This window comes from Reichenbachiella sp. (genome assembly GCF_039969095.1).
Classification (GTDB): Bacteria; Bacteroidota; Bacteroidia; order Cytophagales; family Cyclobacteriaceae; genus Reichenbachiella.
The window spans coordinates 55,943-70,918 of record NZ_JBDVOL010000010.1 but is presented as its reverse complement, the minus strand read 5'-3'; the positions used below and the strand labels follow the sequence as shown (position 1 = coordinate 70,918).

Annotated in this window: 8 protein-coding genes; 1 reads left to right on the top strand and 7 read right to left on the bottom strand. The window is 38.7% G+C overall.

The genetic code is table 11. From position 1 onward, the window contains the following. Nucleotides 1-7 precede the first annotated feature (7 nt). The 7 genes from ABJH98_RS03655 to ABJH98_RS03625 all read right to left on the bottom strand — a co-directional run bounded on the left by ABJH98_RS03655 (nt 8) and on the right by ABJH98_RS03625 (nt 12,612). Complete coding sequence (locus ABJH98_RS03655) at nt 8-382, bottom strand: cupin domain-containing protein (RefSeq protein ID WP_348306272.1); 375 nt, start codon at nt 380-382, stop codon at nt 8-10. A gap of 3 nt (nt 383-385) precedes the next feature. Then, nucleotides 386-2,665, bottom strand: a complete 2,280-nt coding sequence (locus ABJH98_RS03650; protein ID WP_348306271.1) for a heparinase II/III family protein — start codon at nt 2,663-2,665, stop codon at nt 386-388. After that, the gene (locus ABJH98_RS03645) at nt 2,662-4,965 is read right to left on the bottom strand and encodes a polysaccharide lyase 6 family protein (RefSeq protein WP_348306270.1); all 2,304 of its coding nucleotides are present in this window, start codon (nt 4,963-4,965) and stop codon (nt 2,662-2,664) included. The genes ABJH98_RS03650 and ABJH98_RS03645 overlap by 4 nt, the downstream gene beginning before the upstream one ends. A gap of 117 nt (nt 4,966-5,082) precedes the next feature. Then, nucleotides 5,083-7,068, bottom strand: a complete 1,986-nt coding sequence (locus ABJH98_RS03640; protein ID WP_348306269.1) for a PKD domain-containing protein — start codon at nt 7,066-7,068, stop codon at nt 5,083-5,085. A gap of 11 nt (nt 7,069-7,079) precedes the next feature. Then, nucleotides 7,080-8,510: a RagB/SusD family nutrient uptake outer membrane protein gene (locus tag ABJH98_RS03635; protein WP_348306268.1), complete on the bottom strand. Its 1,431-nt coding sequence runs from the start codon at nt 8,508-8,510 to the stop codon at nt 7,080-7,082. 35 nt (nt 8,511-8,545) lie between these two features. Beyond that, entirely contained in the window at nt 8,546-11,632 is a 3,087-nt protein-coding gene (locus ABJH98_RS03630) for a TonB-dependent receptor (RefSeq protein ID WP_348306267.1), read from the bottom strand. A 215-nt stretch (nt 11,633-11,847) separates the two neighbouring features. After that, a complete protein-coding gene (locus tag ABJH98_RS03625; RefSeq protein WP_348306266.1) occupies nt 11,848-12,612 on the bottom strand; it encodes a FadR/GntR family transcriptional regulator in 765 nt (254 codons plus the stop codon). 357 nt (nt 12,613-12,969) lie between these two features. On the opposite strand from ABJH98_RS03625, the gene ABJH98_RS03620 reads away from it, so the two are divergent. Beyond that, the gene (locus ABJH98_RS03620) at nt 12,970-14,940 is read left to right on the top strand and encodes a polysaccharide lyase family 7 protein (protein ID WP_348306265.1); all 1,971 of its coding nucleotides are present in this window, start codon (nt 12,970-12,972) and stop codon (nt 14,938-14,940) included. Nucleotides 14,941-14,976: the final 36 nt, after the last annotated feature.

Here is a 14,976-nt window from a genome sequence, read left to right as displayed (position 1 = left end):
TTTTGATTTAGTCTTTATCTCCGAAATAGGATACGCCTCCACCAGTGAGAAAATCCTCCCTTACTGGACTGAATGTATCAATTAATTTTCCTTCTTCAAGGCATACAGCACTATGCACTAGATTCGGTTCTATATAAACTCCATCTCCTGCACTGAGTATCTGCTTCACACCATCAATTTCAAACTCAAATTTTCCTTCAATACAATAGGTGGCTTGAGTATGAAAATGACTATGAGGAGACCCCAAAGCTCCTTTTTCAAACTTCACCAACACCATCATAATTTGATTGTCGTATCCAAGCATTTTTCTAGAAACACCTCCTCCGAGTTGTTCCCATTCCATTTGCTCTGTCAAAATGTATTTTTCGCTATTTCTTTCCATCTCCTATTTATTGATTTTATTCAAGTCGTAAATTCCTTTCCATTGCAATGCCCCATTCGGAGTTTCGACCTCATGATTACTAGATTCACTTTTATCCAATTGTGAAAAAGCAAACTGGTAGTTCTCACCTGTTTTCAATTGAAACTGAACGGCAACAAATGCCTCCGATTGATGTAACACTTTTAGATTTCTAATGGAAGTGAATGAGTTTAAAGGGCGCTCCGTTGAATAGTCATAGCTTCCATGAATTTCGTATAGGCTAGCAAACAATGTATTACCACCTTTTCTACGATGTATCAATCCAGGATCTCTACGAAGGTTAAAATTTGGATCATTCGCTCCTATTCTTGTAAAAATTATTTCGTCACCCGAATCAATAGCCGACGTAACTGTGTAAAATTTCTTTTTATTGAACCAAGTCATACTAAAAATATCCCCTTGAAGATCAGATTGAGCCTCAGCCCATAAGTGCTGGTAGCCATCGTGTTCTCCCATGGGGATCAAATTATTATTAGTTTGAATTTTTTGATTAGATGACATTAATTCACCCAAATAATAAAGGGGTAGGTCATATCTTGTACCTTCGGGAGCTTGTACAGAAAACAAGTCAATGACTAATGGATACTCTAATTCGTCCATACTAACAACAGCCATTGTTCTCTGCATAGTAATTCCATCATAAGCATTCAGCTCTTTGGCACTTACAATCTGCACGGAATCTCCTCCTAAAAAATAATAAGGTGTGCCAGAAGTCTTATCTGCAGGTTTTACTTTGCCATCAAAATGAGAGTCTTTGTCAATGACTAATGTATTGTGTGCAACTGTTTCTTTGGCCCAACTATGGTTTTCTTTTAAGTATCCGCCTCCATCTTTGTGCTCTATGTTTACCCAACGAGCTGCTCCGTAATCCTGAATAACTTCTCCTGTTTCATCGTAAAGTAAGAAGCCCAATCTATCGAAATGTCCGTGTCCCATTCCATGTTTGGCATATTTCATGACTAATGTCAAATCATTTGCTCGTAGGATACCAATGGCACCTTCATCGCCCTCTGCTCCATCTGTCAACTGAACACTTTTGTATTTAAAATGCTGAGCTTTTCCTTCGGCCACTCCTTTTGCAGCTGCTACTCCAGCATTATTCAACGGCACACGACCTTGCTCTTTCACAATAGAGAGCAATTCAGGGTCATTTCCACCATAGTAATAGGCCATACTCACAGCATTTACGAGTTCTCTAGAAGCCAATGACATTCCTTTTTGGGAATCGTTAATTGGAAAGAATTCGCCTTGTGTATTGGTTTGATTTATTAGCGCATAAACTGCCTTAATCAAAAGCGCATCTCGATATTTCAGAATCTCTAATTCAGGCTTTTTGCTAGCCAATGACTGTGCGAAAATCAGGAAAGGATACATCGCATATCGCTGATAATAAGGTCCCTCAGTATAATAACCATCTGGTGAAAATGAGTGATCTATCTGCGCGAAAAAGCCAGCTTCTTTTTGGCCTTCCAGCTGAATGTCACCCCCGTCATTGTCTTTGATGATGTCGCCTGGAACATTCATATCCAATCCATACAATGCCCAAGTGATGAGTTCTTCATCACCCATCACCAATCCGATCATACCTACTGCAGCGTTGCCCCAAGTACTATGGTTATGGATTCGGTTGAAGAATTGTGGATTTTCAATTGAGACGTACTCCGCATATGGCCTGAAAAGTTCCTTGTTTAATTTCTCCCGAGTAGACTCATCCAACCAGTCATAGATACAATCGTAACCCTGACTCGTGTATACCAACCAGTTGGCATCATTTAGACATTGCCAAAAGATCTTACCACGTGCATAAGATCGCTCTGCAGGATGTTTGCCAATGGTAGGCCACAACTCAGCATATGCCAATAGCATATCTCGAACGTAAACAGCGTATTTTTCATCGCCTGTCACTTGAAACAGCACTCCAGCTTTTTGCATCATGAAGAAGTTGCTCTTGTGCCTTTCATGCGTGTACCCTCCCGCCAGATCTTTTGGCACTGGCACCTCTATTCCATTGGCAATTTCTGCATCTACTTCTTTGATTACAACCTGTAGGGTTTCATCAAAAAGAGGCACATTTCCTAAACTTGTTTTAATTTGATCCACTCCATCCGGAGTCAGCACCAAATTTGGATGCACATCAGATAGGGACTGTTGCTCCGTAGACTCTCCTCCCCCAACACAAGAGAAGAGCGACAGAGCAACAGCCACACTAAAACCTATACTGATATAACAAAACTTAATCTTCATAGTCTGTATCCCACTTTTTCGCCATCGTTTCCATTGGCGTTTTTAGCCAATTTCAGGTTTGAAAGGGTGGCTGCATTATCACTTATCACCAGCTTAGATCCATCTATACTACAATCTGATATTTTAGTGATCGGCTCACCTACTGTATGATAGATGTCGAATGTTTTGATATCGTCAAATACAGAATTTGTAATTATTGTTTTTTGCACTCCGTGTAGTGTGAATGATTTGTCTTCTTTATTCTTTGGCCCATAGCCCACCTTCTCAAAAGAACAATGGTCTACAAAAAGTAATGGTCCGAATGTACTCTCATCACTTCCGCCCCTGTGCATGTTTACAATCTCTTTACCGATATTTTTGAAGGTGTTGTTTCTTAGAATAACGAACTCCGCATTATAGATTCCGATGTCATCAGACTCTTGGTTCAATTCCAGAATCGTACCGCTCACATCGCTGAATCGAGAATTCTCGATCATTATGCTATCGGCGAATGTGTTTTTATATACCTTCAGAATATTGAATGAATGATTGACATCCAGATCTCTAAAATCACAATTGTTGATAAACAATTTGTAATTTTTATTCATAGAATATCTGCTCGTCGAGACTACCGCATTGCCGGCGTAATCTGGTGATTCTACACCGTCTATGGTCAGCCCATCCAACTGTAGGGCTCCTCCATTTTCTATTACAAACAGATTTGATTTTTCGAATTTAATTATGGCACCTTCCGTAGACTGTACAGTGATTGGCACAGCAACTGGAATCTTCTTTTCAAGCAAATATTCTCCGCCTGCAAGGCTATATATATCACCAGCCTCAGCCTCTTTCATTACATCAAAAAGATTAGCTCCTGCTTCTACAGCTATCGTTCTTCCATATCCGAAAGTCTTACGCTTTTTAGGTTTCGCGTACCAAGAAGGCCCTGTTGCTTCCTTCGACACCACCGAAAAATCTGCTGTAATACCTGCAGTTACAGTTTTGTTTTTTAGGCCAAAAATGCCATTTGCATTTTGCACCAATTCTGAATTAATCCCTTCAAAACCGCTGCCAATAGATTGGATATTGGCACTCAATATATTTCCTTCAAATGAGATTCCAGAAATGTCGTCATAAGCGGTGAACACATCGTTCTTGGCTTCATTCCAAAAAATATTGTTTGAAATAGAGGTAGACTGCGGAATCGCACTTCTTTCTTCATCGCTTCCTGCACAGAGTTGCACATAGTCGCAATTAATAAAGGTATTGTTGTTGATTTCTGAGTCAATTACCTGATTGTATCTGTTGATCGGTGAATTTGGCACACCGTTCATTACTACTAACGCTCCACGAAACCTATGTCCAGTCAAGCCATATCCGTAATTGTTTAATACTTTTTGTTTTTCATTGATGACTCGAATACCTCCAGTGTGAGGTTTCCCATTTCCAAAGAAAGCATTGCTTTCAGCGATATTTTCATTGCCATGTCTGAAGGTCAATGTTCCTACGCATTCATCAAATACATTGCCTTTGAATAAATTCCCACAAGATTTGTTGGAGATGATTTCGTGTTCGCCATCGCATCGGTCGAAGTAATTGTTAATCACTTGCGTATTAGAGAAAGATAGCGAAAAATGACTGGTACCTATTCTTAAGGTTTCCCCTCCATTAGCGCCTAAGTTTTCTCTAGGGCCAAAGTAATTGTGATCAATGAGGTGTCCGTTTTCACGGCTCTCCTCGGTATCCAATCGAACCGCCATTGTAACGCCTTTGTTGCCTTTGCCTACCAGCGCATTGTGATCGAATCGATTATTTTTACCGTACATACCCACCCAGTAATCGCTCTCATGACGCTCGGGGTGAGAATAATTTTCTATTAGTGTTTGGGTTATTCTACAGTTGTTCGCTAGTTGGTCTTTTTTGATTCTAAATGAAATCACTTCAGCCGTCAACGTGTATCCATTGGTAAAATGCAGACCACTTACCACGACGTATTCGCCAGCTAATTTAAGATTGGAGCTTCCCGTTAGTTTTACTTTTCCAGGTGTTTCGGCCATCACCACAATAGGAGCATCTTGGCTTCCTTGTGCTTTTATCACCAATTCTGAATCCTTCCATTCTCCATTAGATAATAAGATGGTATCACCAGGGTTGGCAACAGCGAGTGCCGTTTTAAGTTGATCAGCTGATTCAACTTTTTGATGATTACTTTGGTTGGTTTGGCAACCAACGATAAACATAATCAAGAGTATCATAATGATTAGCATGATATGGCTTTGTGCCATTGAACTAATCCTCAACCCTCTATTTCTATTGTTCATTCTTTTCAGTTTTATATTCACACAGCCATAGTTATTTCATACTCCCACTTGCTCGTGTGAAGTTGTCGAAGGATTAAAAAAACTACCCAGAATAAATTCTGGGTAGTTTTATTTTATTTATTCTACTGTGATATTATCATACCATGCCTCAGTAACATTGTCAACCACATTTACATTTCTAACATAGATTACTATCTTGTTAGTCGATGGGGTGAAATCAAATGTACTCGTTGTGAATTCATCAGAATCCGTGTTGAAATCGTTAGTTATCTCGAAATACTCATCGATTGCCGCATCAGAATCAGAAGCATTAATCCCAGTCTCATCTGCAATTTCTGTATTTAGTATGTAGACATCCGTTGGAGCTGATACACCAGAAGTACGAGAGTCGATAGAAAATGTATAGGTTTCTCCAGCTTCAACTGTCACTACTTGATACAATCGACGGCTTGGTTCTTCAAGTTTTGCTCCTCTAGTATCATTGTTTCCATCACTAGAAGACCCTGGTTGTTCACTATCATCTCCATAAAATGTATCGAGCCAAGAATCCAAATCTGAATTATCCCAAAGTGGATCATATGGACTATCAACTGTATTACCGTCATTATCTACAACAGTACTGTTCGGTGTCATATCCCAAGCATCGGCATTATCACCAGTTTCTAAAGTATATTCGTCAAAAGTTCCATTAAGAATTTGTACTATAAACCCTTGTGCAACAGTCACCATAACTTCCTCAACATCTTCAAATCCAGTAAGACTTGTTGCAGTTAATTTAACGGTATATATACCATCCAGATCATAAGTATGAATCGGATCCATACCAGTATATTGGAATCCATCACCAAATTCCCATAACAAACTCACCGCGTCTTCAGAAGCATCCATAAATGAATATGTCTTATAGTCATCGTCATCGATTTCATAAGTAAAAGCTGCTGTGACAGGTGCATGAATTTCAAAAGATGAAGAATATTCAGCTGAAAGGCCTGCCTCATTTTTAGCAGTCAATTTCACTGTATATACATCTGCTTCTTCATAGATATGAGTTGGTGAAGTTTCGGTAGAAGTATTACCATCACCAAAATCCCACTCATAAGAATCTGCATTTACTGAGGTATTAGTAAAAGTATAAGAAAGATAATCCGTATCACTCTGTTCACTAGAAAATGATACAGAAGGAGGCAATGCTCCTTCTGGAGCAACTTCAATAGCAAACTCATCCAATCTGGTTTCTACATTACCATCATTCCAAAAATAAATGGCTACTGTAGTATTAGTTCCAGAATTAAAGGAAAGTGTCTCCTGAACATAAGTCTCAGGGTCAGAAATATCATTGACAGTTATAGAAGCAATGATTCCTGCTTCAGCCTCTGCAATACCAGTAATAGGTCCATGATCAGTTACCCCAACAATTGCAATTGTCGCCCAAGGATCAGACGAATCGTCCTTCATGGTGTACCAGAAACTAAGATCATAATTTTGATCTGCTTCAACAATGATTTCCTGATAACCCTGCCGAGGGTTAGTAGGTTGAGGTTCTAATTTAGCAGCCTGATCTCCAAACGATACGGGGCTGCTAGATATTCCAAAAACTGATCTTTCATCTGACCATGAATTTCCAGACTCTGTCCAAGATTTGGATCTCCAAGGATCTCTTCCGTCTCCGGTAGCTCCGTCTCCTTCAAATCCACCCTCCAAGATGTATGGCTGATATGGTCCTTCTATTACTTCAATTTCAATCGTGGTATCAGAAGAAACTCCCAGCTTATCAGTGGCCATCATGGTTACTGTATATTTACCAAAATCAGTATAGGTATTAGAAGGATTCTCTTCATCTGAAGTACCACCATCACCAAAATCCCAAGTAAAATCAGTAGCACTTTCCGATTGATTTGTAAATACGACCTTCAATTGGTCTGTAGGATCAGCACTATATGAAAACCCCGCTCTAGGAGGGGTTGTATCAGCAATAGATCCTGCACCAGGTAAAGTTTCATCCACACAGGATGTGATAAATAATATACCTATGATTAATGAAAATCCTATGAATAAGTTCATCACTTTGATGGACTTATTTGTTTTTATATTTTGCTCTTTCATTGATTTCAATTTTAATTATATCCAGGGTTTTGACTCAATGCTCCTTTGCTCAAATTGATTTCTCTTTGAGGTATTGGGAGTAGTAGATCATTAGCAGTAAATGAAAAGCCATTTGCCGTTGCAAAAGCACCCAATACGCTTTCTGCTAACCCTAAGCGGATTAAATCGAATAACCTGTGATTTTCGAATGCCAATTCTACTCTTCTTTCGTCTGCCAAATCCTGCTTCGAAATACTTGCCACCAATGTAGTTAAGCCCGCTCGGTTTCTTACAGCTTGAAATGATGCTAAGGCATCAGAATTGGTAATCGGTCCATCACGACCAGCCAAAATTGCCTCTACATGCATCAATAATACATCTGAATATCTCAATATAATCCAATCATTTCCTGCCAATGTAGGATCACCTGATGTAGGATCGATACCTAAAACTTCATCACCATTCGGTAAATATTTGACTACTTGATATTGCGTAGTTTGTGCTGCGTCTAACCTGAATGAATATTCAGATCTCATAGTTCCGCCGTATGTGGCGAAAGCTGCTCTCACATCACTAGTCACGTAATTCAAACCACTTGATCTCCCTACAGAGTTCAACCATTCAGCGGAAAAATTCTGACTGTCATTAGAGTTGTCAGCAGCATACCCAATAGCAAAAATGGTTTCGTCATTACCTTCTGAATAGAATATGTCTTTAAAATTAGTTTCTAAACTAAATTCGTTTGATGTAATAATCTCTTCAAGTAATTCTTGTGCAATAGTATAGTTGCCTATAGTCAAGTGTACTTTGGCCAACAAACCTTGAGCTGCTGCTTTAGATGCTCTATTCTTATAAGAATTGTCTAAATTGTCTATAGCCGTGTTAAAATCACTCACTATTAATTCATATACTTTACTTGTAGCTACTCTTGTAAATGCCGTAACCTCATCAGTTGGGGCTATAACTTCTGTTGCTAATGGAATGTCTCCAAACAACCGAACCAAGTTAAAATACGCATAAGCCCGAACAAATTTAGCTTCGCCTTCGAACTGTGCAGCTTTTGACTCTGATGCATTTTCCAAATTCGCTAAAATCGTGTTAGCTCTAAAAATAATGTTATAAAAACTTGCATAGTAGTCTGCGACTACGCCATTCGTTGCCTCAACTGTATAGGATTCGAATTGGGCAGCTTCACCTTCACCACTTTTAGTTCTCGTGTTATCACTTCTCATTTCTGTTACTTGGTATTCAATCTGAATACCATGCAAGTCAGATGTTACTGTAGAATTGATACCTTGGATTCCGTCATAAAGATTCACCACACCAGCTTCCAATTCTATATCATTCGTATAGAATGCATCTGCACTAATTGCTGAATTAGGCGCTGGCGATAAGAAATCGTCTTGACATCCATATAGATGCATCGCAAATATGAACAGCGCTATTATTCTTATATTTTTCATGATATTTTCTTTTTTGTTAATGATCATCACCCAGATTAAAATTCAATGATTACTCCAGTTACTATTGATCTAGCAATAGGAGCTCCAGCTCTTTGATAACCGTAAGTCGTAGGTGACGTAGTAGTCAAAGATTCAGGATTAAAACCTGTGTAATTGTCTCCCTTGATATACATCAAGTTTGACCCACTTACATATAATCTAGCACTAGTCATTCCAATCTTAGATGTAAGTCTAGATGGGAAATTGTATCCCAAATTCAAGTTCCTAAGTGCTATGTATGAAGCATCTTGAACTATAGAATTAGTAAAGATTTTCTCCCTAATGAATTCTTGATCTGGGGTGATCGCAGGGTCAAAATCCTGACTACTATTAAAATGATTATATAAATATTGGTCGCCCATATTTCTCACTTCTGCTCCATGACTTCCTTGGAACATGAAAGACAAATCGAAATCTCCTAGAGTAAAAGTGTTAGTAACACTCCAAATGAAGTCTGGATATGGACTTCCTAATATGGTTTTATCACCATCATCTATCACACCATCTCCATTCAAATCTCTGACATAAACATCTTGAGCTTGTCCACCTATGGGATGATATGCATCATTCAAGTACTCTAATGGAATTTCACTATCTACGACATATCCATAGAAAGAAGAAATAGGATGACCTACTGAACTAATCCATTCAGCTGCTCTTTTTTCATCTACACTTTGGATCAAACCATCTGAATTAGCAAAATCAGTTAATGTATTTTTATTTCTTGATGCTAAAAATGTAGTTGTCCATCTAAACTTTTTAGTTCTGATGTTATTTGTTCTCAACTCTATTTCAACTCCTTCATTAGTTACTTCCCCAATGTTTACAAGAGCATTGTTGAATCCAGTAACCCCTGACACATCTACATTCAAGAGCAAGTCATCACTTGTCCTTTTGTAATAATCAACGGAACCTGAAATAATATTATCTAGAAATCCAAAATCAATAGCTGGATTAAATTCTATAGAACGCTCCCAGCCTAATTCTGGATTTGCTATATTTTGTGGATTGAAAGCGGTTGCTGTAGACCCACCTACAACGGCCGTTCTTGAACTTAGCAGAGCAGTAGGAGAATACCAATCATTCAATCTATTTCCTGTTGAGATTTGATCGTTACCTGTAATACCAAAACTTGCCCTTAATTTCAAGTTATTTATTACACTAGACCCTGCCAAAAATGACTCTTCAGAAATTCTCCATCCCACAGATACTGCTGGGAAATTACCATACTTATTATCTGGCCCAAAAACCGAACTACCATCTCTTCTAAAACTAATAGAGGCTAAGTATTTATCAGAAAATGAATAATTCACACGAGCTATAAAAGACAATAGACGTTTTTCTCTTTCGAATGAGCCCCATGCAGATGCTTCAGCAGCTGCATCTAGCGTAGGCACAAAATCAAACTCATAACCTGTTCCAGAAACATTAGAATATTTCTCTTTGTACCTTTCTGCAACAACACCAGTTGTAGCAGAAAATTCATGGCTGCCAAATGTCTGATTATAGTTCAAAAATCCCTGAGTTACAACATGTACTTTATTTTCGTTGTTCACAGCCAAGGAAGCACCTGAAGCCCCATTTCTACTAGACTCCACTCCTTGCCATCTCTGTCTTTCAGTATTTTGCAAATCGCCAGATAAAGCTGCTTGAATAGAAAAATTATCACTCAATTTATATTTAGTGTAAAACTTACCGAACAATTTAAATTGAAAATCTCTCCTATCTCTTTCCAGTACTTTGGCCGCAGGATTGGTATTAGAAGTATTGCTTATATCTATCAAAGTTCCGTCACCATCGAGATCATAATTATCAAAATGACGCTGCAATGCGTAATCACCTACTTCAACATCCGGATAAACTGTTCGATCTACATACTGAATTGTGTTTTCATCATGGTAAACTGGCAACCAAGGTGTTTGCCTGAGAATATCATGCGTAGATCCGTCAAATCTTCTTCTTTCTGTATAAGAAGGATTTAAACTCACACCAAAAGACAAATCATCATTTACTTTAGTATCAATTTTTGCTTTCAAGTTGTATTTCTTGAAGTCATCAGTGAGTAAGACTCCTTCATCGTGCGCATAGGTCATGGCTGTACTAAAAGTGGTTGACTCATTTCCTCCTCGAGCACTAATAGTATGACTTTGTGTATTTCCACCATCAAAAATGATGTCTTGCCAATTATTATCTACACCAATCAATTCTTTATATCTTGATCTAGGAGATAATTCACCGTTTGCCGCTCTTTCAGCTGCCATACCATCTGCAACAGAAGTATTATAGTCTGGATTATTTTGAACGTCTTGCCAGCCGTAAAATCCATTATATGCAAATTTGGTCTTGCCTGATTCTCCAGTTTTAGTTGTGATCATTACTACTCCATTTGCTCCCCTTGAACCAAAAATTGCCGCAGAAGCAGCATCTTTCAATACTTCGATTGAAGCTACATCGTTCATATCAATGTTTGTCCAAAATTCTGAATCCACAGCTACTCCATCGATTACCAATAATGGCCCAGATCCTCCTGTAATAGACCCAACACCTCTTATTTGAATGGTTGGCGCACCACCTACCCCTTCAGGGTTTGAGTTCTGTACGTTCATACCAGCCACACGACCTACCATTGCCTGATCAGCTCTTGATGTAGGAATTTGGTCTATGTTTTTGTTATCCACTTTAGAAATAGCACCAGTCAGATGGGACTTCTTTTGAGTACCATATCCAATCACAACCACTTCATCTAGTTGTTCAATATCGGGTTCCATGGTTAAATCAATAGTTGTTCTTCCATTGACACCTATACTTTGTTTTAAATATCCAATAAAAGAAAAGTCTAGAATAGCGTCGGTAGGCACTTCTAATACATAATTCCCATTGATATCTGTTACTGTACCTGCAGTCGTTCCTTGTACTATGATCGTTACACCTGGTAAAGGCTCATTATCCTCAGAGTTTACTACCCCTGAGATTTTGATATCCTGAGCGAATACCGGTGTTATTATCATCACATTCAACACCATTAGCATCATCACGAAAATGTGCTTTTGATGGTCTTTAGATAATAGTAAAATGTTTTTCATTTTAATTGTTTTTGTTCACACTTAGTAAATAGTATCTGCTGATGCGGGGTGGGTTAATAAAGTTGATCCTATACTGTAGAATAACAGTAATTGGTTACTTTTGTATCAGCAATTGATCGTCCAATGTTTAATACCGATGGCCAAATTGATATTGTGTCATTGAGATGATTGATCCCGCGATGGATGGGTTAACCCTTGGTTAATCCGTCCTTTTTTTATATCCCTTTCAATTTCCCATTAGTATCTTTAGTTTTAGTGTTATATAATTGTTCTACTTGTATCGTTTTCGAATAATCAAGGATGTCTACCAAATGCCCTCGCATTTCCTTCGCTACTGTGTCTTTATCCTGATTTTTGATTGCTTCTAATATTTTCTCATGTTGTTCTACTGCCTTATTAGATCTTCCATCTCCACACACATCGTGTTGTTTGAAATATGAAAGTATATCTGGGGTAATTATCAACATCAAAGATTTGAGAACCGAATTTTTACTAGCTTCGGCTATTTTTAAGTGAAACATCAGGTCTTCCTCTACTGCATGATCCGCTTGTTCTATTCTTGCTCTGTGGGCGAATAATGCCTTTTCTATTTCCCTAATGTCATTGCCTGTTCTTCGCTCGGCAGCTAAAACACCACTATTCACTTCAAGAATTACTCTGGTCTCTACCAAAGAACTAAAATCATCACCTTCTAACTTCAATACATCAGAAATCAAACCTTCCAAAGCGGTGATACCCATGCCGGCAACCACTGTCCCACTTTGAGGAAGTGTTTTTAGGATACCATAAAATTCCAACTTTTTAATAGCGTCTCTTAGATGAGTTCTCCCAACTCCTAGCACATCACAAAGCTTTCTTTCCGATGGTAGTTTATCTCCAGGGTTTAATTGGCCTGAAGTAATCAATTGCTTGATCTGGTTGATGATCTGATCAACTGGAGTTTCAATGACTATCTGACTAAAATTTTTAAGCAATTCCATTGTTTCGAATTAATATCACTAATGATTGGTCGACCAATTTATGATAAATATTATTAAACACCAAATAATACATGTAAAAAGCTGCCATAAAGCAGGGTTTTCAAAGTTATAAAAAACTCAAAAAACACCTTAAAATCAGCTCAAATGAATTTTTTAACTAAATAAAACGCAATTATGTAAATGAAATAGAGAAATTATTCATTTTTCAATTCAAGTAGAAATTCACTGATCAACCAGTCTAACTATTTCCTATGACTTGGTAAAACATCTATAATTCACCTAATTAGTAATTGGTTTACCAATTACTAATCGACTAATGGTAACTAACGGAAACATTTATTCACTAACTAAAACAAAATGAAAAACACGTTTAACAAGCTATGTATAGGGGTTATTACTTTATTCTTAGCATTATCAACTGTATGGATCAGTGGCTGTCAGGAAGAAGATCTGAAAGTCGGCCAAAACACCATTCAAGATGTAAAAATGGCATCTGGGGATCAAATTAGCCTCAATAACCCGGGTTTTGAAAGCAGTTGGTCGGGCTGGAATGATACCGACCCATCTGCCTTATCAAGCGATGCACACACAGGATCAAAATCTGCAAAGATTACAGGTTCCAGTGGAAAAGTAGAACAGACGGTATCTGTTTCACAAAACACCAATTATATTTTAACTGCATACGTCCTTGATAAAGGAACAATTGGTGTAATCACTGGAAGTAATGACTTGAGCGACGGCGGAGACTATAATGATTGGACTGAAGTTTCTGTTGCTTTCAATTCTGGTAGCAATACCAATGTCACTATCTATGGCAAATACAATGGAGGTACAGGAAGGTTTGATGACTTCGCTCTAATAGAAGGCAGTGGGTCTGGAGGATCAGGCGGTGAAAATGGCAAACTAACCATATCCTCTGCGTCGGCCAGCGCAAATGATGGTAATGTTCCAGCCAACACTTTGGATGGAAACCTAGGTACCCGGTGGTCAGCCAATGGTTCCGGACAGTACATTACCTATGACTTAGGAAGCATTAAAAGTGTGAGCAGTCTGAAAATCGCCTGGTATAAAGGAGATCAACGAAGCTCATTCTTCAAAATCAGAGCCGGAAATACAACCTCAACCCTATCGGATGTGTACAATGCCCAATCGAGTGGCAGCAGCGGAAATACAACTTCGCTAGAAACTTATTCATTTGATGCAGTGAATGCGCGCTATATCCGGATCACCGGTTTCGGCAATTCGAGCAATAGCTGGAATAGCATCACAGAAACGGAGATCTGGGGAGAATCAAGCAACGGCGGTGGAGATACTACCCCTCCTAGTTCAGTTTCTGGACTAAGTGCAACTGCAGGTAATGGACAAGTGGGCTTGTCTTGGACAAATCCTTCTGATTCAGATTTTGATCATGTTGAAATTTCATACAATGGCAGTAGCAGTTCTACTTCATCATCAAGCCAAACGATAACGGGCCTTACAAATGGCAACTCATACACTTTCAATGTGGTTGCATATGATGATTCTGGCAATGCATCTTCAAGCAAATCCGTTAGTGCTACTCCTCAAGGCTCAGGTGATGGTGGCGGGTCAGCCGATGTACCTTCTGACTTGATGGCTAATTGTAATCAATGGAAGATCACTTACCCGGATGGAAGCGAGGATAAAACGCTTTGTGGTGAAGCAAACAACGAATTCTACTTCGTGAGCGACAATCAAGACGCTATTGTATTCAGAGTGCCAATTCGCAGCAACAATGGATCTACACCAAATTCCGACTACATCAGATCAGAATTGAGAGAAAGAAAAGAAGATGGAAGCTCTGATATCTATTGGACCACTACCGGCCAGCATGTGGTCTATTCCAAGCAAGCCATCACTCATCTTCCTATCAACAAGAATCATTTAGTAGCGACCCAAATCCATGGGAATAAATCTGATGGAATTGACGACGCCATGGTTCTAAGGTTAGAGGGTTCTCACTTGTTTTTGAGTTTTAACGGAGGAAAACTGAGAAGCGATTTGACCATCAAAACCAATTACACACTAGGCACTCAGCATGAAGTCATATTTGAAATCATAAACGGCAAACACTACTGTTACTATAGCGAGGACGGTAATTTAGCCAATGCATATAATAGCGGCAATGCTTCAAGTTATTTGGTAAAAGATGGTAGTAATGACCATGTAATGGACATTAATTATGACCAGACCTATTTCAAAATAGGCAACTATACGCAAAGCAATCCAGATAGAGAAGGCAGTGATACAGACGACCCTAACAATTATGGGGAAGTATATGTCTACGACTTCTGGGTGTCACACAACTAATACTTAAAAACCGGTCGATTAATAAATGAAGAAGGC

Coding starts and splice junctions, on each gene's coding strand:
- ABJH98_RS03645 (WP_348306270.1), bottom strand. CDS start 4,965: ATGAACAATAGAAATAGAGGGTTGAGGATTAGTTCAATGGCACAAAGC.
- ABJH98_RS03655 (WP_348306272.1), bottom strand. CDS start 382: ATGGAAAGAAATAGCGAAAAATACATTTTGACAGAGCAAATGGAATGG.
- ABJH98_RS03630 (WP_348306267.1), bottom strand. CDS start 11,632: ATGAAAAACATTTTACTATTATCTAAAGACCATCAAAAGCACATTTTC.
- ABJH98_RS03640 (WP_348306269.1), bottom strand. CDS start 7,068: ATGAAAGAGCAAAATATAAAAACAAATAAGTCCATCAAAGTGATGAAC.
- ABJH98_RS03650 (WP_348306271.1), bottom strand. CDS start 2,665: ATGAAGATTAAGTTTTGTTATATCAGTATAGGTTTTAGTGTGGCTGTT.
- ABJH98_RS03635 (WP_348306268.1), bottom strand. CDS start 8,510: ATGAAAAATATAAGAATAATAGCGCTGTTCATATTTGCGATGCATCTA.
- ABJH98_RS03620 (WP_348306265.1), top strand. CDS start 12,970: ATGAAAAACACGTTTAACAAGCTATGTATAGGGGTTATTACTTTATTC.
- ABJH98_RS03625 (WP_348306266.1), bottom strand. CDS start 12,612: ATGGAATTGCTTAAAAATTTTAGTCAGATAGTCATTGAAACTCCAGTT.